General features: G+C 44.3%; 17 protein-coding genes. 4 read left to right on the top strand and 13 right to left on the bottom strand.

The features are described from left to right. Window positions 1-51: 51 nt before the first annotated feature. The 8 genes from H150_RS0107485 to scpC form a co-directional block, all read right to left on the bottom strand. The gene (locus tag H150_RS0107485) at window positions 52-831 is read right to left on the bottom strand and encodes a DeoR/GlpR family DNA-binding transcription regulator (protein ID WP_019958434.1); all 780 of its coding nucleotides are present in this window, start codon (window positions 829-831) and stop codon (window positions 52-54) included. Window positions 832-920: 89 nt separating this feature from the next. Next, a complete protein-coding gene (locus H150_RS0107480) occupies window positions 921-1,832 on the bottom strand; it encodes a LysO family transporter (protein ID WP_019958433.1) in 912 nt (303 codons plus the stop codon). 66 nt (window positions 1,833-1,898) lie between these two features. Next, window positions 1,899-2,675 carry a ferredoxin--NADP reductase gene (locus tag H150_RS0107475; RefSeq protein WP_019958432.1) on the bottom strand — a complete coding sequence of 259 codons (777 nt, stop codon included), beginning with the start codon at window positions 2,673-2,675 and terminating at the stop codon, window positions 1,899-1,901. A 43-nt stretch (window positions 2,676-2,718) separates the two neighbouring features. Beyond that, window positions 2,719-4,491, bottom strand: coding sequence for a lipid A export permease/ATP-binding protein MsbA (msbA, locus tag H150_RS0107470; RefSeq protein ID WP_019958431.1), 1,773 nt, complete (start codon window positions 4,489-4,491; stop codon window positions 2,719-2,721). Window positions 4,492-4,629: 138 nt separating this feature from the next. Then, the gene (gene thrC, locus H150_RS0107465) at window positions 4,630-6,045 is read right to left on the bottom strand and encodes a threonine synthase (protein ID WP_019958430.1); all 1,416 of its coding nucleotides are present in this window, start codon (window positions 6,043-6,045) and stop codon (window positions 4,630-4,632) included. Window positions 6,046-6,053: 8 nt separating this feature from the next. After that, window positions 6,054-6,449, bottom strand: a complete 396-nt coding sequence (locus tag H150_RS0107460) for a hypothetical protein (protein ID WP_019958429.1) — start codon at window positions 6,447-6,449, stop codon at window positions 6,054-6,056. A 12-nt stretch (window positions 6,450-6,461) separates the two neighbouring features. Next, window positions 6,462-7,517 (bottom strand): putative lipopolysaccharide heptosyltransferase III, encoded by a 1,056-nt coding sequence (gene rfaQ, locus H150_RS0107455; protein WP_019958428.1) that lies wholly within the window; start codon window positions 7,515-7,517, stop codon window positions 6,462-6,464. A gap of 125 nt (window positions 7,518-7,642) precedes the next feature. After that, a complete protein-coding gene (scpC, locus tag H150_RS0107450; RefSeq protein ID WP_019958427.1) occupies window positions 7,643-9,148 on the bottom strand; it encodes a succinyl-CoA:acetate CoA-transferase ScpC in 1,506 nt (501 codons plus the stop codon). A 315-nt stretch (window positions 9,149-9,463) separates the two neighbouring features. Here scpC and H150_RS0107445 point away from each other — a divergent pair, with 315 nt between their 5' ends. Further along, window positions 9,464-10,759, top strand: coding sequence for a replication-associated recombination protein A (locus H150_RS0107445; RefSeq protein ID WP_019958426.1), 1,296 nt, complete (start codon window positions 9,464-9,466; stop codon window positions 10,757-10,759). Window positions 10,760-10,843: 84 nt separating this feature from the next. Here H150_RS0107445 and H150_RS13995 read toward each other — a convergent pair whose 3' ends face one another. Further along, window positions 10,844-11,761 carry a LysR family transcriptional regulator gene (locus H150_RS13995; protein ID WP_019958425.1) on the bottom strand — a complete coding sequence of 306 codons (918 nt, stop codon included), beginning with the start codon at window positions 11,759-11,761 and terminating at the stop codon, window positions 10,844-10,846. A 752-nt stretch (window positions 11,762-12,513) separates the two neighbouring features. Here H150_RS13995 and H150_RS0107435 point away from each other — a divergent pair. After that, window positions 12,514-14,151 carry an acyl-CoA synthetase gene (locus H150_RS0107435; protein ID WP_019958424.1) on the top strand — a complete coding sequence of 546 codons (1,638 nt, stop codon included), beginning with the start codon at window positions 12,514-12,516 and terminating at the stop codon, window positions 14,149-14,151. Window positions 14,152-14,278: 127 nt separating this feature from the next. Next, entirely contained in the window at window positions 14,279-14,623 is a 345-nt protein-coding gene (locus H150_RS0107430) for a zinc ribbon domain-containing protein YjdM (protein ID WP_019958423.1), read from the top strand. Between the two features lie 413 nt (window positions 14,624-15,036). Here the strand turns inward: H150_RS0107430 and H150_RS0107425 are convergent, their stop codons facing one another. After that, window positions 15,037-15,843, bottom strand: a complete 807-nt coding sequence (locus tag H150_RS0107425; RefSeq protein ID WP_019958422.1) for an alpha/beta fold hydrolase — start codon at window positions 15,841-15,843, stop codon at window positions 15,037-15,039. A gap of 130 nt (window positions 15,844-15,973) precedes the next feature. On the opposite strand from H150_RS0107425, the gene H150_RS0107420 reads away from it, so the two are divergent. Then, the gene (locus H150_RS0107420) at window positions 15,974-16,477 is read left to right on the top strand and encodes a tetratricopeptide repeat protein (protein WP_019958421.1); all 504 of its coding nucleotides are present in this window, start codon (window positions 15,974-15,976) and stop codon (window positions 16,475-16,477) included. An 84-nt stretch (window positions 16,478-16,561) separates the two neighbouring features. On the opposite strand, the gene H150_RS0107415 is transcribed toward H150_RS0107420, so the two are convergent. The 3 genes from H150_RS0107415 to acs all read right to left on the bottom strand — a co-directional run bounded on the left by H150_RS0107415 (window position 16,562) and on the right by acs (window position 19,403). Then, the gene (locus H150_RS0107415) at window positions 16,562-16,972 is read right to left on the bottom strand and encodes an HNH endonuclease (RefSeq protein WP_019958420.1); all 411 of its coding nucleotides are present in this window, start codon (window positions 16,970-16,972) and stop codon (window positions 16,562-16,564) included. A 48-nt stretch (window positions 16,973-17,020) separates the two neighbouring features. Beyond that, window positions 17,021-17,329, bottom strand: a complete 309-nt coding sequence (locus tag H150_RS0107410; protein WP_019958419.1) for a hypothetical protein — start codon at window positions 17,327-17,329, stop codon at window positions 17,021-17,023. Window positions 17,330-17,438: 109 nt separating this feature from the next. Beyond that, window positions 17,439-19,403, bottom strand: coding sequence for an acetate--CoA ligase (acs, locus tag H150_RS0107405; protein ID WP_019958418.1), 1,965 nt, complete (start codon window positions 19,401-19,403; stop codon window positions 17,439-17,441). Window positions 19,404-19,410: the final 7 nt, after the last annotated feature.

The raw sequence follows: 19,410 nt of genomic DNA, 5'->3' as shown, positions 1-19,410 counted from the left end.
GCGTCCTGTAAAGTTACAGGACGCTTTTTAATGAAAACAGCTTACCGTATTTCAGTCTTCTTCACGCTCTGCCAAATGCCATTGCACACCTGCTTCTTGTAAACGGCGCTGTAAAGTATCGCTTGGCGTAAAATCGGTAAACACCGCATCAAATTCGCAAATATCACCCATGCGCACCAAAGCATTGCGACCAAACTTCGTATGGTCTACTGCCAACACTGTCTGACGGGCATTTTGCATCATCGCCTGTGCCACGCTGACTTCTTTGTAATCGAAATCCAACAAAGAACCATCTGGCTCCACGCTTGCTGCGCTCAAAATGGCATAATCCACTTTAAACTGATTGATAAAATCCAAAGTGGCCACACCCGTAATACCGCCATCACTGGCACGCACCACGCCTGAAGTAATCATGATTTGGTAATCAGGTCGTGACGACATGATAGATGCCACATGAATATTATTGGTGATAATGCACAAATTTTTGTGCGTATTCACCAACGCTTGTGCCACGGCTTCAATCGTTGTACCGATGCTCATAAACAAAGAAGCATTTTCAGGAATGTGTGCGGCAATCAAATCGGCAATATGCGATTTTTCGCTTTGGTTGCGGTCTTTGCGGGCGCTGTAATCCTCATTGTCCACGCTGCTGCCTAAAGCCGCACCGCCATGGTAGCGACGCAAAATATTGTCTTCACACAATTGATTGATGTCACGGCGTATGGTTTGTGGGGTGACATCCAATACTTTCGCCAATTCTTCAATCGGCATAAAACCACTATCGCGCACTAAGGCAACGATTTTTTCATGACGCGGGGAACGCAAAGTCATTATAGGGTCACTTTTCAGTATCAAAACAGAATGTTAAATTGTGCCAAAATGTTCGATAGTGCGCAAGTTATTCACCAAAAATGTTATTTTTAGAATTTCGCATGCGCAAAAAAAGCCATTAAAATCGGGGAGATAACATTCATAATGAAACCAAAGCTGATGGCTAACGGCACCATTTCTACCCCACCTGATTTTTGAATAGTGGGCAAAGTAAAGTCTAAAGAGGTCACGCCACCTAAGGCCACGGCGGCTGTTGGCGTGCGTGCCATCAAGATAGGTATGCATGCCAATGCCACAAATTCACGTCCCAAATCATTGACCAAAGCCACACTGCCCCAAACAGCACCATAAGCATCAGTCATGATAATACCCGATAAAGAATACCAACCCCAACCCGAACTGATGGCCAAAGACTGGTTCAGTGGAATGTTCAAAATCCAACTTAAAATAACACTGGCAACAGCAGAACTGAACACAATTAAAATGGCTGCAACCACACCACGACGATTAAAAAAGACCCGTTTAACGCTGATGCCAGTACTGCGCAATTGCACACCAATCAAAAACAACAATGCCGCCAAAGCCACACTGATGCTCATATGTGGTGGCATCCACATACCGACTAATAATTTTGCTAAGACAAAGCCCACCGCCACACAAGCCATTTGCTTGAGGCTACCGAGCAAAGCATGGCTTAAAGACAAAGATGCGCCATCTTGGTGCGAGCGCAAACGCAATGGAAATTTCCAATCGACCAACATCACAGCCAAAACATTGCACACCACATTCACGCCCAAAAACAAACAGCTGACGCCGAGGATGAATCCCAGCTCTTTGCCAAGATTGTCCACTTGCGCCAGCTCTATGCCGATGAGAATCAAAATCAGATAGACGATGTAAGTCAAAGACCCATTGATGAAGTTTAACTGCTTGGTATGGTGTATTCTGATACAAAAGCCAACACACAAGGGCAACAATATCCACAACACCAAATCCAACATCTACATCTTCCTTTTCATTCTGACATTCGAAACTGCATCGGTTGCTACTAGTTCAATCTAAACAGATTACTTCTCGACAAACGCACGCTCAATCACATAATCACCACGCACGCCTGTTTTCGGTGACACTTGAAGACCAAACTCATCTAACATCGCTGCCACATCTTTTAACATGCCAGGGCCGCCACACAACATCGCGCGGTCAGTTTCAGGATTCATGAATGGTAAGCCAATGTCTTCGAACAGTTTGCCTGAACGCATCAAATCAGTCATGTGACCACGTGCTGGAAATTCTTCGCGTGACACGATTGGGTAGTAAATCAATTTTTCTTTGACCAAATCACCCAAATGCTCATGGTTAGGCAATTCTTGAGTAAAATGATCGAAATAAGCCAAGTCTTTTTTGTAGCGTACGCCGTGAACCAAAATGACTTTTTCGTATTGTTCCAAGATTTCAGGGTCTTTGGTCACGCTCAAAAATGGAGCCAAGCCTGTGCCAGTTGACAACAAATACAGGTTTTTACCAGGATTCAAATCGCTGGCAATCAAAGTACCGGTTGGTTTTTTGCTGATTAAAACCTCATCGCCCACTTGCAAATGCTGCAAACGGCTGGTCAAAGGACCGTCCTGTACTTTGATACTGAAAAATTCCAAATGCTCTTCCCAGTTTGCCGAAGCCACACTGTAAGCACGCATCAATGGCTTGCCATCGACTTCCAAACCAACCATCACAAATTGGCCGTTTTCAAAACGCAAGCTTTCGTCACGCTCGCAAGTGAATGAGAAATAAGCATCGGTCCAGTGGTGTACTGACAAAACCTTCATGCTGTTAAATGCTGCCATTTATTGCTTCCTTCAGTGAAATCTGATAAATCAAGATGAATAATTAAGTTTGTTTATGATGTATTAATTGAGCCGAATGCAAATGCGCATAACGACCTTGTTGTTGTAATAATTCGCTGTGTGTACCTTGCTCGACCACTTCGCCGTGATCCATCACCACAATCAAATCTGCTTGTTCGATGGTGGACAAACGGTGGGCAATCACAATCGTGGTACGCGCTTGCATTAATTGTTCCAAAGCGGCCTGTACCAAGCGCTCTGATTCATTGTCCAAAGCACTGGTGGCTTCGTCCAAAATCAAAATCGGCGCATTTTTGAGCAAAGCGCGGGCAATCGCGATGCGTTGACGCTGACCACCTGATAGTTTGGTGCCATTTTCACCAATCAAGGTGTCCAAGCCTTGCGGTAATTTTTCGATAAATTGCCACGCATTGGCCATTTTCGCCGCTTTTTCTACGGCTTCACGGCTGTGTGTCGCCAATTCGCCATACGCAATATTTTCCAAAATCGAGCCATTGAACAAGACCACATCTTGGCTAACCAAAGCAATTTGACTGCGCAAAGAGCGCAAATCCAAATCATTGATTTCCACGCCATCGAACTCAATGCGGCCTGAATCGGCAATCAAAAAGCGCGACAACATGTTCGCCAAGGTGGTTTTGCCACAACCTGATGCACCCACCAAAGCCACCACTTTGCCCGCTTGAATGTCCAAATTCAAACCATTAATAGCATTTCGTTCAGCACCCGTGTAACGAAATACCACATCGCGCAAAGCAATGCCTTGATTCAAGCCTGTTAAAGTTTTTGTGCCCTGATTCAGCTCGCCTTTTTCATCCAAAAAGGCAAACACGCTTTCTGCCGCTGCCAAACCCAATTGTAAGGTTTGTGACATATTGGTAATGCGTTTGAATGGTGCAAACAACATCAACATGGCCGACAAATAAGATAAAAAATCACCTGCGGTAAACGCATTGCTGCGCGCACGTTCTGCGGCAAAATACAAAATAATCGACAATGCCACGGCAATGATTAATTGCGTAATGCCTGTATTCAAAGACGAGGTAATGCTTTGTTTGACCTTGGTATTCAAGACTTCGGTAATCGTACGACCAAAACGCACACGCTCTTGCGCTTGACCACCATACACTTTCACCACTTTTGCCGCATGCACCGATTCGCTCAAAGCTTGCGTCATTTCACCCATGTATTGTTGGTTTTTGCGTGAGAGTTTGCGCAAACGCTTGCTGACAAAACGCACACACACGGCCACCGTCGGCAACAACACAAACATGATTAACGTCAATTGCCAATCGGTATAAACCAACCAACCGAGCAAACCCAAAATCGTCACACCGTCTTTGACGGTGACGGTGATGATGTTAAAACCAGCATTGGAAATTTGCGTCACATCATTGGTAATGCGTGAAATCATGCGACCGCTTTGATGGTCGGCATAATACGCCATCGGCAAATCCAACAATTTGTCGAACAACTCTTCGCGCATTTTTTTCACCAACGTGCCAGCCAATAGCGAGGTGGCATATTCATTGATAAAACTGGTCACACCGCGCAACACAAACAAACCAATGATGGCAAATGGAATCCATTGCATGGCTTCGGCATTTTTACCCACGAAGCCTTCGTCAATCAAGGGTTTGAGCAATGCGACAAATGCAGGCTCAGTGGCCGCAGCAATGGCCATGGCCACCAAAGACACCACGAACAACAGCCAATAATGACGCAAATAAGGGAAAATTCGTTTGTACAACTCCCAGCCCGACAAGGTCGACTCTGGTTTTGAATTTGAGGCCATAAGAGGCGACAGTCCAAGCAAATAAAGGGAGCTATTGTAAGCGAAAACGGCTTTCATCACAATCTGCCGCTGGACATACAAAAGCGTCCTGTAAAGGTTTACAGGACGCTTTGAGTTAAATACCGTTAATGTTGCATATTATGCGGTCACAGCTTGGCGAATGATGTCTTTAACCACTTCGGCATTGTTGTCAATCACCGTCACTCGTTGCGGCAAATCTTCCAAACCACTCAAAGCCTCAGGACGTGGAATCACCACATCGTTGCCCAAAGCCTCACGCACGGTTTCATCAAATTTGGTCGCCAAAGCCGTTTCCAAACAAATGATGGTTTCACCGTCCAAACGCACTTGGCGCGCCACTTTGATGCCGTCAGCGGTGTGCGGATCGACAAAGCCATCGCCTGCAGCATGCACCGCTTTCATTGTATCCAAACGGTCTTGGTGAGTGGATGAGCCTGAAGCGAAGCCGTATTGACCATGTACTTGGGCCAATTGGTCTGCCAAATCAAAACCTTCACCACTGTTTACACCTGCCCACAATTGGCGCACTTTTTCGCCATCTTGACCGACCAAATCGAACACAAAACGCTCAAAATTAGACGCTTTGGAAATGTCCATAGATGGACTGGATGTGATGAAAGTGTTGTCAGAAGTGCGTGGACGGTAAGCGCCAGTTTTGAAGAATTCGTCCAACACATCGTTTTCATTGGTCGCCACAATCAAGCGTTCAATCGGCAAACCCATTTGGCGCGCAATGTGACCTGCACACACATTGCCAAAATTGCCTGACGGCACACAGAACGACACTTTTTCATCGTTGCTGGTGGTCGCTGCCAAATAACCGCGCACGTAATACACCACTTGCGCCACAATGCGCGCCCAGTTAATCGAATTGACTGTACCAATGGCATATTTTTGTTTGAATTCGGCATCCGCTTGCACCGCTTTGATGATGTCTTGGCAATCGTCAAACAAACCATTCACAGCAATATTGTGAATATTTTCATCGGCCAAACTGAACATTTGCGCACGTTGGAACGCACTCATTTTGCCTTCAGGCGAAAGCATGAACACATTGATGCCTTGTTTGCCGCGCATCGCGTATTCTGCTGCAGAACCAGTATCGCCACTGGTTGCGCCCAAAATGTTCAAAGTTTTGTTTTCGCGTGCCAAAACATATTCAAATACTTGACCCAAAAATTGCATCGCCATGTCTTTGAATGCCAAAGTTGGACCGTTAGACAATTCTTGTACCAATAAACCGTCCTGTAAGCGGCGCACAGGCGTGATATCGGCCGTACCAAACACTTCTTCGGTATAAGTGCGCTCAAGCATCGCACGCAAATCTTCGCTAGGAATGTCGTCAATGAACAAGCTCATCACTTCAAATGCCAATTGGGCATAAGACAAACTGCGCCATTGGGTCAAGGTCTCGGTCGAAATTTTTGGATAACTCGTTGGCATCATCAAACCGCCATCGGGTGCCAAACCCATCAACAATACTTGGCTAAATGAACGCAATGGGCTTTCGCCACGGGTACTTTGGTATTGCATGATAATCCTTATTTCACTAAACGATTCAAACAAGACGATACGGTTTTGGTCACCGCATTGGCCACAATTTCAGTACGCGCTTGAGGATTGACTGCCGCTTGGGTCAAATCATAAACCGTCACGCTGTTCGGTGCTTCTTCTGAAACACAACCACAAATTTGCTCTTCCCACTGTGCTTGTTTGTCAGCACTCACCGCCAATGCCATCAAACGCCATTCTTGACGCTTGTTCAATTCTACCGAACATTGGTTGCGTGCATAGCTTTGAACCAAAGTTTTGCCCAAGCCGCTCGCAGCATTAGTATTGCCTGTACTGCCTGTGTTGCCATAACCCAAACCCGTTGTGCCACCGGCACATGCCGCCAAAGTCAAAGCCAAAACAGTTGCAGTAATAATATGTTTCATCGTGCTAAATCCTTAAGTAGACTGTTGTTCAATCGCCTGCCACACCGCGTCCACAGGAATGGCGCTCAAATAACGTTCTTTGGTATTGACATCAATGCTGTTCGGATGCGGCAAATCGCCAAAATCGGCGGCATACACCACGCTAGCTTTGTCCGTCCAAGGTCGCCAACGCTGAATAAAAGTCGGTCCAAACAAAGCCACACCAGGCGTTTGCGTGGCCGCTGCCATGTGCATAGGCACCGAATCCACACCAATGAATAATGTAGCATGGTCAATCAGAGCGCCCAATTGGCGCAAATTCATATTGCCCGCCATCACCAACAAGCGTCCTGTAAGCACATTCAATTGCGATTGAATGTTTTGCAACATCGCCAATTCACGCTCATCAGGTGCCGCGCTCAACACCACTGTTTTGCCTTGATTCAATAATTTTTGGATGACAGCCGTCATTTTATCGTCATCCCAACACTTGAAAAACCAACGCGAACCCGGATGCACCACCACATAATCCTCGCCTTGCCAGCCTTGCGCTTGTAATAAAGCCTCTACTTGTTGCCAATCATCAGCGTGGTACGCCATTTTCAACGGCACACGCGCCGTCGGCTCAATGCCCAAAGGTTTTAATGCCAATAAATTTTGTTCGACAATATGATGATGAGAATCCAATTCAGGCACCACATCTGTCAAACACACCCGCCACATTTTGCCATCTCGATACGGATACGCAATGCCAATGCGTTTGGCCGCACCACTGGCTTTGGCCAGCAAAGCCGCACGCCATTGGTCTGCCAAACACACCACCACATCATATCGACTTTGCTTCACACTTTTAAGCAGCGCCCATTCATGCCCTATTTGCGCTTTGATGCCTTGTTTTTTCCATGAACGGTCAATGAGGTGAATATGATGAATATCAGGATGTGCCGCCAGCATGTCGCGGGTTTCTTTGTAAATCACCACATCAATCACACAATCAGGCTCGCGCGCCTTCAAAGCCGCAATCACAGGTGTGATGAGCAATACATCGCCATGGTGCCTTAATTTGATGATGAGATACCGCTTGGCCATGCGCCGCCACCTTCAGAAATAAAGGCGCAATTATAACCCAATCCGATTACAAAACCATGCCAGCAAAGCAATAAAAAAGCGTCCTGTAAACTTACAGGACGCTTGATTCCATCACCGATGACCGCTTATGCAGTCACCGTTTTTTTCATAGAGCCGGTTTCTGCCAAACGAATGTGCCAAGCGAATGCTTCGCCCAACAAATGTGGTGTTTGACCGCCTACTTCAGCACAAGCGCGCTCAAAGTAAGTTTTCAACTCTTCACGGTAGTCTTCGTGTACACAGTTGTTGATGATTTCAATCGCGCGTTCACGTGGCGCCAAGCCGCGCAAATCTGCCAAACCAACATCAGTCACCAAGATGTCCACGTCGTGCTCGGTGTGGTCAACGTGAGAAACCATTGGCAACACATGCGAGATTTTGTTTTCTTTAGATGCCGCTTGCGTCACAAAAATCGACAAGTAAGCATTGCGCGCAAAGTCACCTGAACCGCCAATACCATTCATCAAACGGCTACCGCTGATGTGGGTTGAGTTCACGTTACCGTAAATGTCAAACTCAATCGCTGTGTTGATGGCAATCACGCCCAAACGACGAATCAAACCTGGTGTGTTAGAAATGTTTTGTGGACGCAACACCATTTTGTCACGGTAAGCATCCAAATTATTCATCACACGGTCGTAACATTCAGCAGAAACGGTGATTGAAGACGCAGAAGCAAAATCCATCACACCGGCATCAATCAAATCAAAAGTGGAGTCTTGCAATACTTCAGAGAACATCGTCAAGTGTTTGAAGTTAGAGTCTTTAAAGCCAGTCAAGACTGCATTGGCAACTTTACCAATACCCGCTTGCAACGGCAACAAACGCTCGGTCAAGCGTTCCGCTTCCACTTCCGCTTCCAAGAATTTCAAGATGTGGCCAGCAATGGCAGTGGTTTTTGCATCAGGTGCAGCGATGTCCGCTGGACTGTCATGTTTGCTCGTGCGCACAATCGCCACAACTTTACTGATGTCCAAAGGAATGGTGCGGCGACCAATTTTGTTGTCCGCAGCGACCACAGGAATCACGTTGCGGTATGGGTAGCTTTCAGCCATATAAATGTCGTGAATACCCAAAACATCTAATGGTACCGATTCGTTCACTTCCAAAATCACTTTGTCAGCCAAAGCTGCGAAGCTGGCACTGTTACCCACAGAAGTGGTTGGAATCAAGCTGCCATCTTTTTCAATACCAGCGACTTCCAAAACAGCCAAGTCTAATTTCATGAAACCGTTGTGCAACAATTCGGCTGCTTCAGACAAATGTTGATCCAAGTACAAAATCTCACCTTGGTTGATTTTGCCGCGCAAAGTGGCATCTACTTGGAAAGGCATGCGTTTTTTCAAAGCACCCGCTGCTGCCAATTTACCATCGGTACCATGACCCAAAGAAGCACCTGTTAACAAGGTGATTTGAACTTTTTCACCAGCTGCGACACGATCTGCAAATGCAGGCAAAACTTCTTTACTGTCGCCTGCTTTGGTAAAACCACTAGAACCGACTACCATGCCGTCTTCAAACAACTGTGCCGCTTCTGCTGCGCTCATCACTTTGTCTAATAAAGATGCTACTTTAATGCGTTCTTGAGTCATGTCGTTCCTCTTTTAATTTACTTATTCATAACTGGATTTAATGTGGGAGTGATTTTACTTAAAATCAGGTCCATTTCCATCTAATCGGATGCAAACATAGCGTTTAAATCAAAATATATCAAGCATTTCAAATGTTGCTCTGCACAATAACTATTAACTTATTTAATAATACATATGTTAATTGTTGCCTCATCCACATAAAAAATCATACGTAACAAACCACTTAATTCAACCATAATGCAAAGACCATAAAGCCCGCTTTTCGACCAACACAGTGTTATGATAAAAGCCTTTATTCAATTTTGGCGTGATGTTATGGATTTGTTTGCTTCAACACCCCTACCACCATTGGCAGAACGCTTGCGTCCACAAAAATTATCTGATGTGGTGGGTCAACAACATTTATTGGCAGCAGGAAAGCCTTTGCACACGGCCGTTCAAAGCGGCAAACCACACTCTATGTTGTTATGGGGACCACCCGGAGTGGGCAAAACCACGTTGGCACGCATTTTTGCACAAAGCTTCCAAGCGCAATTTTTGCCATTGTCTGCTGTTTTAAGCGGTGTCAAAGACATACGCTTGGCGGTGGAACAAGCGCAAATGGCTTTACAACGTGGGCAAATCACCATTTTATTTGTCGATGAAGTACATCGTTTTAACAAATCACAACAAGATGCATTTTTGCCATATGTTGAAAGCGGCTTATTAACTTTCATTGGTGCCACCACAGAAAATCCATCGTTTGAAGTCAATCCTGCGTTGTTAAGCCGTGCTCAAGTGTATACCTTACACTCACTCTGTTCTGAAGATTTACAGGTTTTGGCACACAAAGCATTGGCTTTGCCTGAATACCAAAATATCTCCATAACTCAAGAGGCGCAAGAAACATTGGTACACATGGCAGATGGTGATGGCAGACGGTTTTTAAATCTATTAGAACAAAGTTTACAGGCCGCTTTGGCTCAATCCAATACCCAAATAGATTCAGCCTTACTCAGCCAATGCTTGGGCAGCCAATTGCGCCGTTTTGACAAAGGCGGTGATTCGTTTTATGAACAAATTTCTGCTTTGCACAAATCCGTGCGTGGTTCGCACCCAAACGCGGCTTTGTACTGGTTTACCCGTATGGCAGATGGTGGCGCAGACATGGCTTATTTATCACGACGCATTGTGCGCATGGCATGGGAAGACATCGGTTTGGCAGACCCAAGAGCCATGCAATTGGCCAATGATGCGGCTACAACTTATGAACGCTTAGGCAGCCCCGAAGGCGAATTGGCTTTGGCACAAGCCGTCCTGTATTTGGCAGCAGCCCCAAAAAGCAACGCAGGTTATCTGGCATACAAACAAGCGCGCCAATTTGTCGCCCAAGAACCCACGCGCGAAGTGCCTGTGCATTTGCGCAATGCCCCGACCCAATTGATGCAACAATTGGGATATGGTCATGCTTATCGTTATGCTCACGATGAACCACATGCTTATGCTGCGGGAGAAACGTATATGCCAGACGGTATCGCTGAACCTGAATTTTACCAACCGGTCGAGCGTGGCTTAGAAATCAAATTGAGAGAGAAACTACAATGGCTCAAAAGCTTGGATGAACAAGCTTAAGATTCCACACAAACCACAAAGCCCAACTGGTATGGTTGGGCTTGGTATGGATGCTTTTGGCTTTTGAGCCAACGCCACCAACATTTATGCCATATTGTGTGCACGTTGCTGAATGGCTTTTTGTTGTTGGGTAAAAAATAAAGGCAAAAAATCCAAAAATTTTTTCAGCATCAAAGGAATGTGGTTTTGAGATACAAAGACCGCCATGACTTGATAAGTTGGCAAATCATAATCTGCCAAAACCCGCACCAAGCGTCCTGTAGCCACATCTGCCGCCACCAAATCCATAGGTAACATACCAATGCCTTTGTGGCGCAAAGCCATTTCTAACAAGACATACACATCATTGGATTGAAATACCTTATTAAGCTTATATTCACGCACTTGTCCGCCTTTTTGCGTCAAAGGCCAAACTTTTTGTGACAAATACGAATGCACTAAACATGAATGTAACAGCAATTGCTCAGGGTGATTCAACGGATGAGCTTGTTGTAAATAAGTCGGTGTGGCAACCAACCATGGCTCTACTTGACCCAAAACCAAGGTTTCATATCCATCGGTTTCATGTGCGCTCACACGTACCGCCACATCCACATGATTGGCAATCAAATCCACCATCTGCTCTTGTGACAACACATCAAAAGCCACATATGGTGCTGTTTTTTGAAACGCCACAATCGCATCCAACAAATACGCACGAGCCATAAAATGCCCTGCACTGATACGCAACACCCCTTGTATTTGAGCATCGGCATTCAATTGTTGCAGCTTTTTTTCCTGCTCTAAAATCGTCAAACAATACCCTAACGCCTCTTCCCCAGCTTGAGTCAATGACACTCGGCGGGTATTGCGCTGCATCAATCGGGCACCAAAACGATTTTCTAAAAACTCTAAATACCGCGATACCATCGCCCGAGACAACATCAATTTCTCCGCTGCCTTGGTCAAACTGCCTTGTTGATGTATCTCTACAAACACTTGTATCGCTTTTAACGTATCCATCCCATCACCTTTTTCTTGGTCAACCTATTCCAACAAAGGTCTACCATTTTGAATCATATTGTATCTTCAAAATTAGCAAATTTTCATTTGCCTCAAGCAAAATGAGGATGTTTGATCACGATGACACGCATCTCTGACTCCCAAAACACCATGAAAATGTCATCAAAATACAGTTGTCTGTACAAATTAAAAATTTAATTTGCATATTATATATGCAATCTGAAAATATCTTTCAATGAAGTATCACTATCATCATTGCCATACTTTCACACCAGAAAATATTCTCTGTACTTCTAGATAAAAATATAACTTAAATTCAAACTTTTATCATAAATTTTTCAAATTATGAAGAAACGTATTCAAACAACTGCAATAAGCGACTCATCATATTTTTGTGGCACACATATCCACATCTTGCCCATCAGAAATCAGTAATTCTCAAATTAACAACCTAATTTGTTTTAACCGAGTTCAAAACAATGTCAACAAAAAATGAATATAAATTCACATTAACAATCATACTCTAAATTAAATTTATATCAAAATTTATCATATTTATAAAATAAAAACTTAAATTAAATACAAAATATAGAATTATTTATAATAAATATTTACATTACATTGAATTCATATGATTTATGTTTCATTTAGCAATTGACAAGCGTTTCAAAATCATTATTAATAATAAAAAAACAATGATGTAAGTCTGATTCACAGTCCCAAAAATAAAATCATTCGACAAAGGATAAAATATGGCAGATTTTGATACCGATTTGACCCAGCAAACCGCTAACTACGCTGCGTTGACCCCCATTGACCATTTATTGCGTGCGGCTGAAGTTTATGGCGACCAATTGGCCATTGTGCATGGCAGCTTGCGTCAAAATTGGCGTGATACTCACCACCGTTGCTGCCAATTGGCAGCGGCTTTGCGCCAACAAGGTGTCAGTCGCAACACCACAGTGGCTGTATTGCTACCGAATACGCCTGCTATGGTCGAAGCACATTTTGGCGTGCCGATGTCTGGTGGTGTATTGTGTACTTTGAACATCCGCTTAGATGTCGAGGCGATGATTTTTTGTTTGCAACACGGCGAAGCCAAAGTTTTAATTGCCGACACTGAATTTGCCAGCGAAGTGGCTGCCATTAAACAAGCCATGCCCGATTTGTATGTGATTCAAGTCAATGATTTATTGGGTCCTGAAGAAGACGATTACGGCCATATTGAATACGAAACGTTTTTGAATACTGCCGAAGATTTGAACAATTGGGTTTTGCCTGAAAACGAATGGGATGCGATCGCGCTGAACTACACTTCAGGCACCACAGGCGACCCTAAAGGCGTGGTTTATCACCATCGTGGCGCGATGATGAATTCTTTGTCCAATATTATGGATTGGGACATGCCCAAATTCCCTGTCTATTTGTGGACTTTGCCAATGTTCCATTGTAACGGTTGGTGTTTCCCGTGGACGATTGCCGCTCGTGCAGGTGTCAACGTGTGTTTGCGTCGTTTTGACCCTAAAGTGTGTTTTGAGCTCATCAAAACGTTTGGCGTGACTCATTACAGCGCCGCACCGATAGTGCATGCGGGTTTGGCCAATGCGCCTGATGAACTCAAACAAGGCGTGACACATTTGGTCAAAGGTTCGATTGCAGGTGCTGCACCGCCTGAAGCGGTTTTGGCAGCGATGGAAAAAATGGATTTTGAAATCACCCATGTATACGGTTTAACCGAAGTATATGGCCCTGCTTCTGTGTGTGTGCAGCGTCCTGAGTGGCTGGATTTGGACATTTCAGGCCGTGCGGCACAAAACGCGCGTCAAGGTGTGCGCTCACATTTACAGGACGGCTTAAGCGTCTTAGACCCCATTACAATGGAAGCTGTGCCACACGATGGCGTGAGCATTGGAGAATTGATGTTCCGTGGCAATATTGTCATGAAAGGTTATTTGAAAAATCCGCGTGCCACCCAAGAAGCCTTTGCCGATGGTTGGTTTCATACGGGCGATTTGGGCGTGGTACATCCTGATGGTTATGTGCAAATCAAAGACCGTAGCAAAGACATCATCATTTCAGGCGGTGAAAACATTTCATCCATTGAAGTGGAAGACGTGATTTACAAACACCCACAAGTGTTAAGTTGCGCTGTGGTGGCAGTGGGAGACGAAAAATGGGGCGAAGTGCCGTTTGCGTTTGTCGAATTGCGCGATGGTGTGGATTTGACGGTAGAAGCCTTGCGCGAATATTGCCGTGAACATTTGGCGCGTTACAAAGTCCCAAAACATTTTTCTTTCAGCGACATTCCAAAAACTTCAACGGGTAAAATCCAAAAATTTGCGCTGCGCAACCAAGCCAAAGCCATCGTTGAAGCCGCTACTACACCATAATTGTCATTAAAACATCTTAAAAAAGCGTCCTGTAAACTTTACAGGACGCTTTTAAGCCATGCGCACAAGCTCATAAATGTCTTGTGCTATCATGCGCACTTTCTCACTTGATTTAAGAAAGCCAACCATGTCTTTACCTGCTTGCCCGCACTGCCAATCTGAATACACATACGAAGATGGCACCTTATTCATTTGTCCTGAATGCGCCCACGAATGGTCAGCCAATGAAGCAGTTACCAACGAAGAAACCACCATCAGCAAAGATGCCAATGGCAATGTTTTACAAGATGGCGACAGCGTCACCGTCATCAAAGATTTGAAAATCAAAGGCTCTTCGTCTGTGGTCAAAGTCGGCACCAAAGTCAAAACCATTCGCTTGTTGCCTGATGCTGCCGACGGTCACAATATCGATTGCCGCATTGATGGCATCGGTGCGATGAAATTGAAATCAGAATTTGTCAAAAAAGCCTAATTGCAGTTTCAAATGAAAACACCTGATACGATTTTTTCATTTGAAACTGTACGAGCAGCAAATTCGCTGCTCACATCGCCATCTGATAGAATAAAAATATTGGTTTTGCATGTATGTTTTCAGAAGACATCTTCATTTCACGAAATGTCATTTTTTAGCGAAAATGCTTCTGGCTTCATCGTTTAACAGCCACAATTAAACCTGAATAAATGCTGTTAATGCGCCATTGACCTGAATGTTGAAGACTAAAGATAGCAATATAATGTCTATGGATTAATTGATATGCATGACGAAAGCGTCCTGTAAGGTTTACAGGACGCTTTTATTGGAAATCAATATCCATTTTCATCCAAACACATTTTCATCCTTTTTGATGATGACAAAACACTATCATCCCAACCGTCCCCACTCATTCATGCAGATTTTTGGCATAAAATTTGTCGCAACAAATCTGCCGTGTGCGCCACTTGCTCTAACGGAAACATGTGCCCACCTTGCACCACAGTTTGCTGGATGCCAAATTTGCGTGTGAATGCCGTCGTGTGCCCTTGTTGGTAAAACAAACCACCACTTGCCGCCAACAAATGTACTGGCAGATTCAATGCCACAGAAGGTTTGCGCCACCAATACACAGGAAATTGCCGAAAAATTTCTGCTTCAAGCCGCTTGGGAATGCGCAAAGTCACCGTCTCATCGACACCAGTCGCCACCAAACCATGTTGCATATAATCGGCAAAACAAGCCTCTTCAAAATGTTGAAACAAGCGATTGTGGCGCAAAGATTGATACGCCTCGTCCCGATGCTGCCATGTATCCCGCCGCCGCAAAGTCACACCAGCTGGCGAAAATTTGTCGGCCATTTTCAATTTAAAATACTGCAACGGCTCAAACACCATCGCACGCATACCCATCATAATCGGCGGATCCATTAACACCAATTGCGTAAACCTTTCAGGACGCTTGAAAGCACAACGCCACAACAACAAAGCCCCAAACGAATGCCCCACTCCAATCACAGCTTCGTTTCCATATCTTTGCTGCATGTCTTCCAAAACCTCATCCACCAAAGCCTCCCAATGCAAGCTCACAGGATATGCCGCATTCATGCCCACTATCGGCAAATAAGACACTTGATACGTGTCCTGTAAACATTGCCACAGACTTTGATATACCGCAGCAGGAATGCCATTGGCGTGGGCGAAGTAAATTTTGGATTGCATGCATTCGTCTCTAAAAATATCAGGGATGGTTTAAACCAATCATCGGACAAGCTGTTTGATTAATCTATATGTATTAAGATACACAGATTCAAAATTTTTAACGACTCTTATAAATCATTTGGAATATGCCATGAATATTAAAAACCATACCATATTGATTTTAATGATGCTGTGTTTCCTTCCATTGAGCATCGCCTCACCCAATCAACAACGCGGTGTCCATTTGAACAATCAAGGCTTTGCGTTGGCACAACAAGGTCAATACCAGCAAGCCATCAGTTTGTACCAACAAGCTTTACCTGATTTGACTGCTACCGATGCCAAAACCCAAATCAATCGGGCGGCTACTTTGAATAATTTGGGTGTGGCATACATGCATCAAAGAAATTTACAGGACGCTTATTACGCTTTGAGCGAAGCTTTGTCCTTACGAGAGCAATATTTAGGAATGCTTGATGCATTGACCTTATTGAGCAGGCACAATTTGGCAGTGATTTTATTGTCGGGCAATCAAAACAAATTAGCATGTGAACACATGCAACAAGCTTATTCAGGACGCTTAAAAGTATTGGGACAACAACATGAAAATACGCAATTGAGCTTGAAGTTTTTAAAACAAATACCCAATTGTTAATCCATGCTAACTCATTCAATTTACATACCCATTTTATATATAGTTCAACCTAGCAAGCGTCCTGTAAACATTACAGGACGCTTATCATTCAGATAAGTTTGCCATTGAATCATGCTGTTTCAATATGACTTTCAATTCATCAATGGAATATGCAGGCTTTTTTTGATGCAACATGGCATGACAATTAGGACAAACAGGTACCAAATCTACCATCGGATTGACTTGGTATTCGGCCTCAATACACGCCAAATCTTCACGATGATGAACATGAATAAAGTTTTTGCCAATCGCACCATATTGCCGTTCAAAATCAAAACCACAAACTTGGCATTGATAACCATAATGATCCAAACAAGCTTGGCGGGCTTTGGAATGGCGCTCATAAGCGTTGACGGTGATGGTTTTGCGAGCACCTTCTAGATAAAGCACCTCTGGTGGTTCTGATGACACCGATGAGTCTTGTTCATCAAAATACAAAATAGTCGGCTGAGGCAAATAAGCTTCAAATTGGCGGTAAATTTTTAATCGTCCTATTACCGGCTTTTAAAACTCATTTTCATACCAATCAATATGGCTTTTAAAACTTTTCATTGCCACGGCAAAATTTTCCGTAGTTTCTTCTTGTAAAATCCTATTTAAAAAATAATTCAATGCTTCTAAATTAATATCTCTTGTCGCAACCGAGCCACGTCGCAAACACAAATAAAATGTCACATACATTTCAGCCGATTTTTTATTCATACCAATATGAACCAACTCACTAGCAGCTTGTGTCAAAGTCATGTATTTTGAAAATACTTTTTTCCCTAACTCATACGCCAAATGAATGTGTTCAGTTAAAATTTTACCCATGGATTCTATTTCATGATGGTTATTCTATACATATATCATAAATATTGAATAAAATAAAAAAAGCGTCCTGTCAATTTTACAGGACGCTTAAATTGCTTTTAACAAGCCATCACACGCTTTGTTTTAATTGTTCCAAAACTTGTGGGTTTTCCAAAGTAGAAGTATCGGCGGTGATTTCTTCGCCTTTGGCCAAAGTGCGCAACAAACGACGCATGATTTTGCCTGAGCGGGTTTTCGGCAAATTGTCGCCAAAACGAATGTCATCAGGTTGTGCGATTTTGCCAATTTCATGCGCCACCCAGCTCTTCAACTCTTGCGCAATGCGTTTGGCATCTTCACCTTCTGGACGATCGCCTTTCAAAATCACAAACGCCACCACCGCTTCGCCTTTGACATCGTGTGGCTTGCCCACCACCGCAGCTTCTGCTACCAATGGATTGGCTACCAAAGCCGATTCGATTTCCATCGTACCCAAACGGTGACCTGAAACATTCAATACATCGTCAATACGACCCATAATCCATACATAACCGTTTTCATCACGGTGTGCCGAGTCGCCTGCCAAATACAAATTACCGCCCAATTCTTCTGGGAAATACGTACTTTTAAAGCGTTCATCATCGCCCCAAACCGTGCGCAACAAAGATGGGAATGGACGTTTGATGACCAAGAAACCACCGTTGCTTTGGTCAACCGATGCACCTGATTCATCCACAATGTCTACCATAATGCCCGGCAATGGCAAAGTACAAGAACCTGGTTTGATGGCAACCGCACCAGGCAAAGGCGCAATCATGTTAGAGCCTGTTTCTGTCTGCCACCACGTATCCACAATCGGGCACTCGCTGCGACCAACAGTTTCGTAATACCACATCCACGCTTCAGGATTGATAGGCTCACCCACAGAACCCAACAAACGCAAGCTAGACAAATCGTATTGATTAGGCAAATCTGCACCCAATTTAATCAATGAACGAATCGCGGTTGGTGCGGTGTAGAATGTGGTCACTTTGTGTTTTTCTACGCCTTCCCAGAAGCGGCCTGCATTAGGATAAGTTGGCACACCTTCAAACACGATTTGTGTCGCGCCCCAAGCCAAAGGACCATAAGCAATGTAAGTGTGACCGGTAATCCAACCTACGTCAGCCGTACACCAGAATACATCGTCTGGTTTGTGGTCAAAAACCCATTTCAAAGACAACATCGCGCCCAATAAATAACCTGCAATACTGTGTTGTACGCCTTTTGGTTTGCCCGTACTGCCTGAGGTGTACAAAACAAACAAAGTATCTTCTGCATTCATCCATTCAGGTTCACATTCGCTGGCCTGATTGGCAATCAAATCGTGCCACCAAATATCGCGTGCCGCGTCAAACGCCACTTCTTTGTCAGTGCGGGCAAACACAATCACTTTTTCAATGCTTGGGCAATCGCCATCTTTCAAAGCTTCATCTACGGTCACTTTCAATGGGGCACTTTTACCGCCACGAACGCTTTCATTGGCAGTGATGATGATTTTGGCAGCAGCGTCCTGTACACGGTCTTTGACCGCACCTGCTGAGAAACCACCAAACACCACAGAATGAATCGCACCAATGCGCGCACACGCTTGCATCGCCACCACAGCATCTGGAACCATCGGCATGTAAATAATCACGCGATCGCCTTTGCCCACGCCCAAAGATTTCAAACCATTGGCAAACTGACACACACGCTCATACAATTGTTGGTAAGTGATGTTTTCAGAAGAACCATCGTCTTTTTCATAAATAATGGCCGTTTTATTGGCTTTGTCAGCCAAATGACGATCCAAGCAATTGTAAGAAATATTCAAATCACCATCAGCAAACCATTTGTAAAATGGCGCATTGCTTTCATCTAAAACTTGTGTAAATGGCTTTTTCCAAGTAATCATCTCTTGTGCCAAATCGCCCCAAAAACCTTCGTAGTCTTGGTTGGCTTTCTCACACAAAGCGTTGTAAGCGGCCATGCCACTCACATTAGCGGTGCTTTGAAACGCTTCTGATGGTTCAAACACACGATTTTCTTTTAATACCGATTCGATTGCTGCCATGATTTGA

Origin of the sequence: Vitreoscilla stercoraria DSM 513, assembly GCF_000382305.1 — a bacterium.
In the GTDB taxonomy this organism is placed as follows: Bacteria; Pseudomonadota; Gammaproteobacteria; order Burkholderiales; family Neisseriaceae; genus Vitreoscilla; species Vitreoscilla stercoraria.
The sequence above is the reverse complement of the archived record's forward strand: the minus strand, read 5'-3'. Positions and strand labels throughout refer to the sequence as shown.

What these genes read in the sequence shown, in the direction of transcription:
- H150_RS0107485 (WP_019958434.1), bottom strand. Translation starts at nt 831, where the DNA reads ATGACTTTGCGTTCCCCGCGTCATGAAAAAATCGTTGCCTTAGTGCGC.
- H150_RS0107480 (WP_019958433.1), bottom strand. Translation starts at nt 1,832, where the DNA reads ATGTTGGATTTGGTGTTGTGGATATTGTTGCCCTTGTGTGTTGGCTTT.
- H150_RS0107475 (WP_019958432.1), bottom strand. Translation starts at nt 2,675, where the DNA reads ATGGCAGCATTTAACAGCATGAAGGTTTTGTCAGTACACCACTGGACC.
- msbA (WP_019958431.1), bottom strand. Translation starts at nt 4,491, where the DNA reads ATGGCCTCAAATTCAAAACCAGAGTCGACCTTGTCGGGCTGGGAGTTG.
- thrC (WP_019958430.1), bottom strand. Translation starts at nt 6,045, where the DNA reads ATGCAATACCAAAGTACCCGTGGCGAAAGCCCATTGCGTTCATTTAGC.
- H150_RS0107460 (WP_019958429.1), bottom strand. Translation starts at nt 6,449, where the DNA reads ATGAAACATATTATTACTGCAACTGTTTTGGCTTTGACTTTGGCGGCA.
- rfaQ (WP_019958428.1), bottom strand. Translation starts at nt 7,517, where the DNA reads ATGGCCAAGCGGTATCTCATCATCAAATTAAGGCACCATGGCGATGTA.
- scpC (WP_019958427.1), bottom strand. Translation starts at nt 9,148, where the DNA reads ATGACTCAAGAACGCATTAAAGTAGCATCTTTATTAGACAAAGTGATG.
- H150_RS0107445 (WP_019958426.1), top strand. Translation starts at nt 9,464, where the DNA reads ATGGATTTGTTTGCTTCAACACCCCTACCACCATTGGCAGAACGCTTG.
- H150_RS13995 (WP_019958425.1), bottom strand. Translation starts at nt 11,761, where the DNA reads ATGGATACGTTAAAAGCGATACAAGTGTTTGTAGAGATACATCAACAA.
- H150_RS0107435 (WP_019958424.1), top strand. Translation starts at nt 12,514, where the DNA reads ATGGCAGATTTTGATACCGATTTGACCCAGCAAACCGCTAACTACGCT.
- H150_RS0107430 (WP_019958423.1), top strand. Translation starts at nt 14,279, where the DNA reads ATGTCTTTACCTGCTTGCCCGCACTGCCAATCTGAATACACATACGAA.
- H150_RS0107425 (WP_019958422.1), bottom strand. Translation starts at nt 15,843, where the DNA reads ATGCAATCCAAAATTTACTTCGCCCACGCCAATGGCATTCCTGCTGCG.
- H150_RS0107420 (WP_019958421.1), top strand. Translation starts at nt 15,974, where the DNA reads ATGAATATTAAAAACCATACCATATTGATTTTAATGATGCTGTGTTTC.
- H150_RS0107410 (WP_019958419.1), bottom strand. Translation starts at nt 17,329, where the DNA reads ATGGGTAAAATTTTAACTGAACACATTCATTTGGCGTATGAGTTAGGG.
- acs (WP_019958418.1), bottom strand. Translation starts at nt 19,403, where the DNA reads ATGGCAGCAATCGAATCGGTATTAAAAGAAAATCGTGTGTTTGAACCA.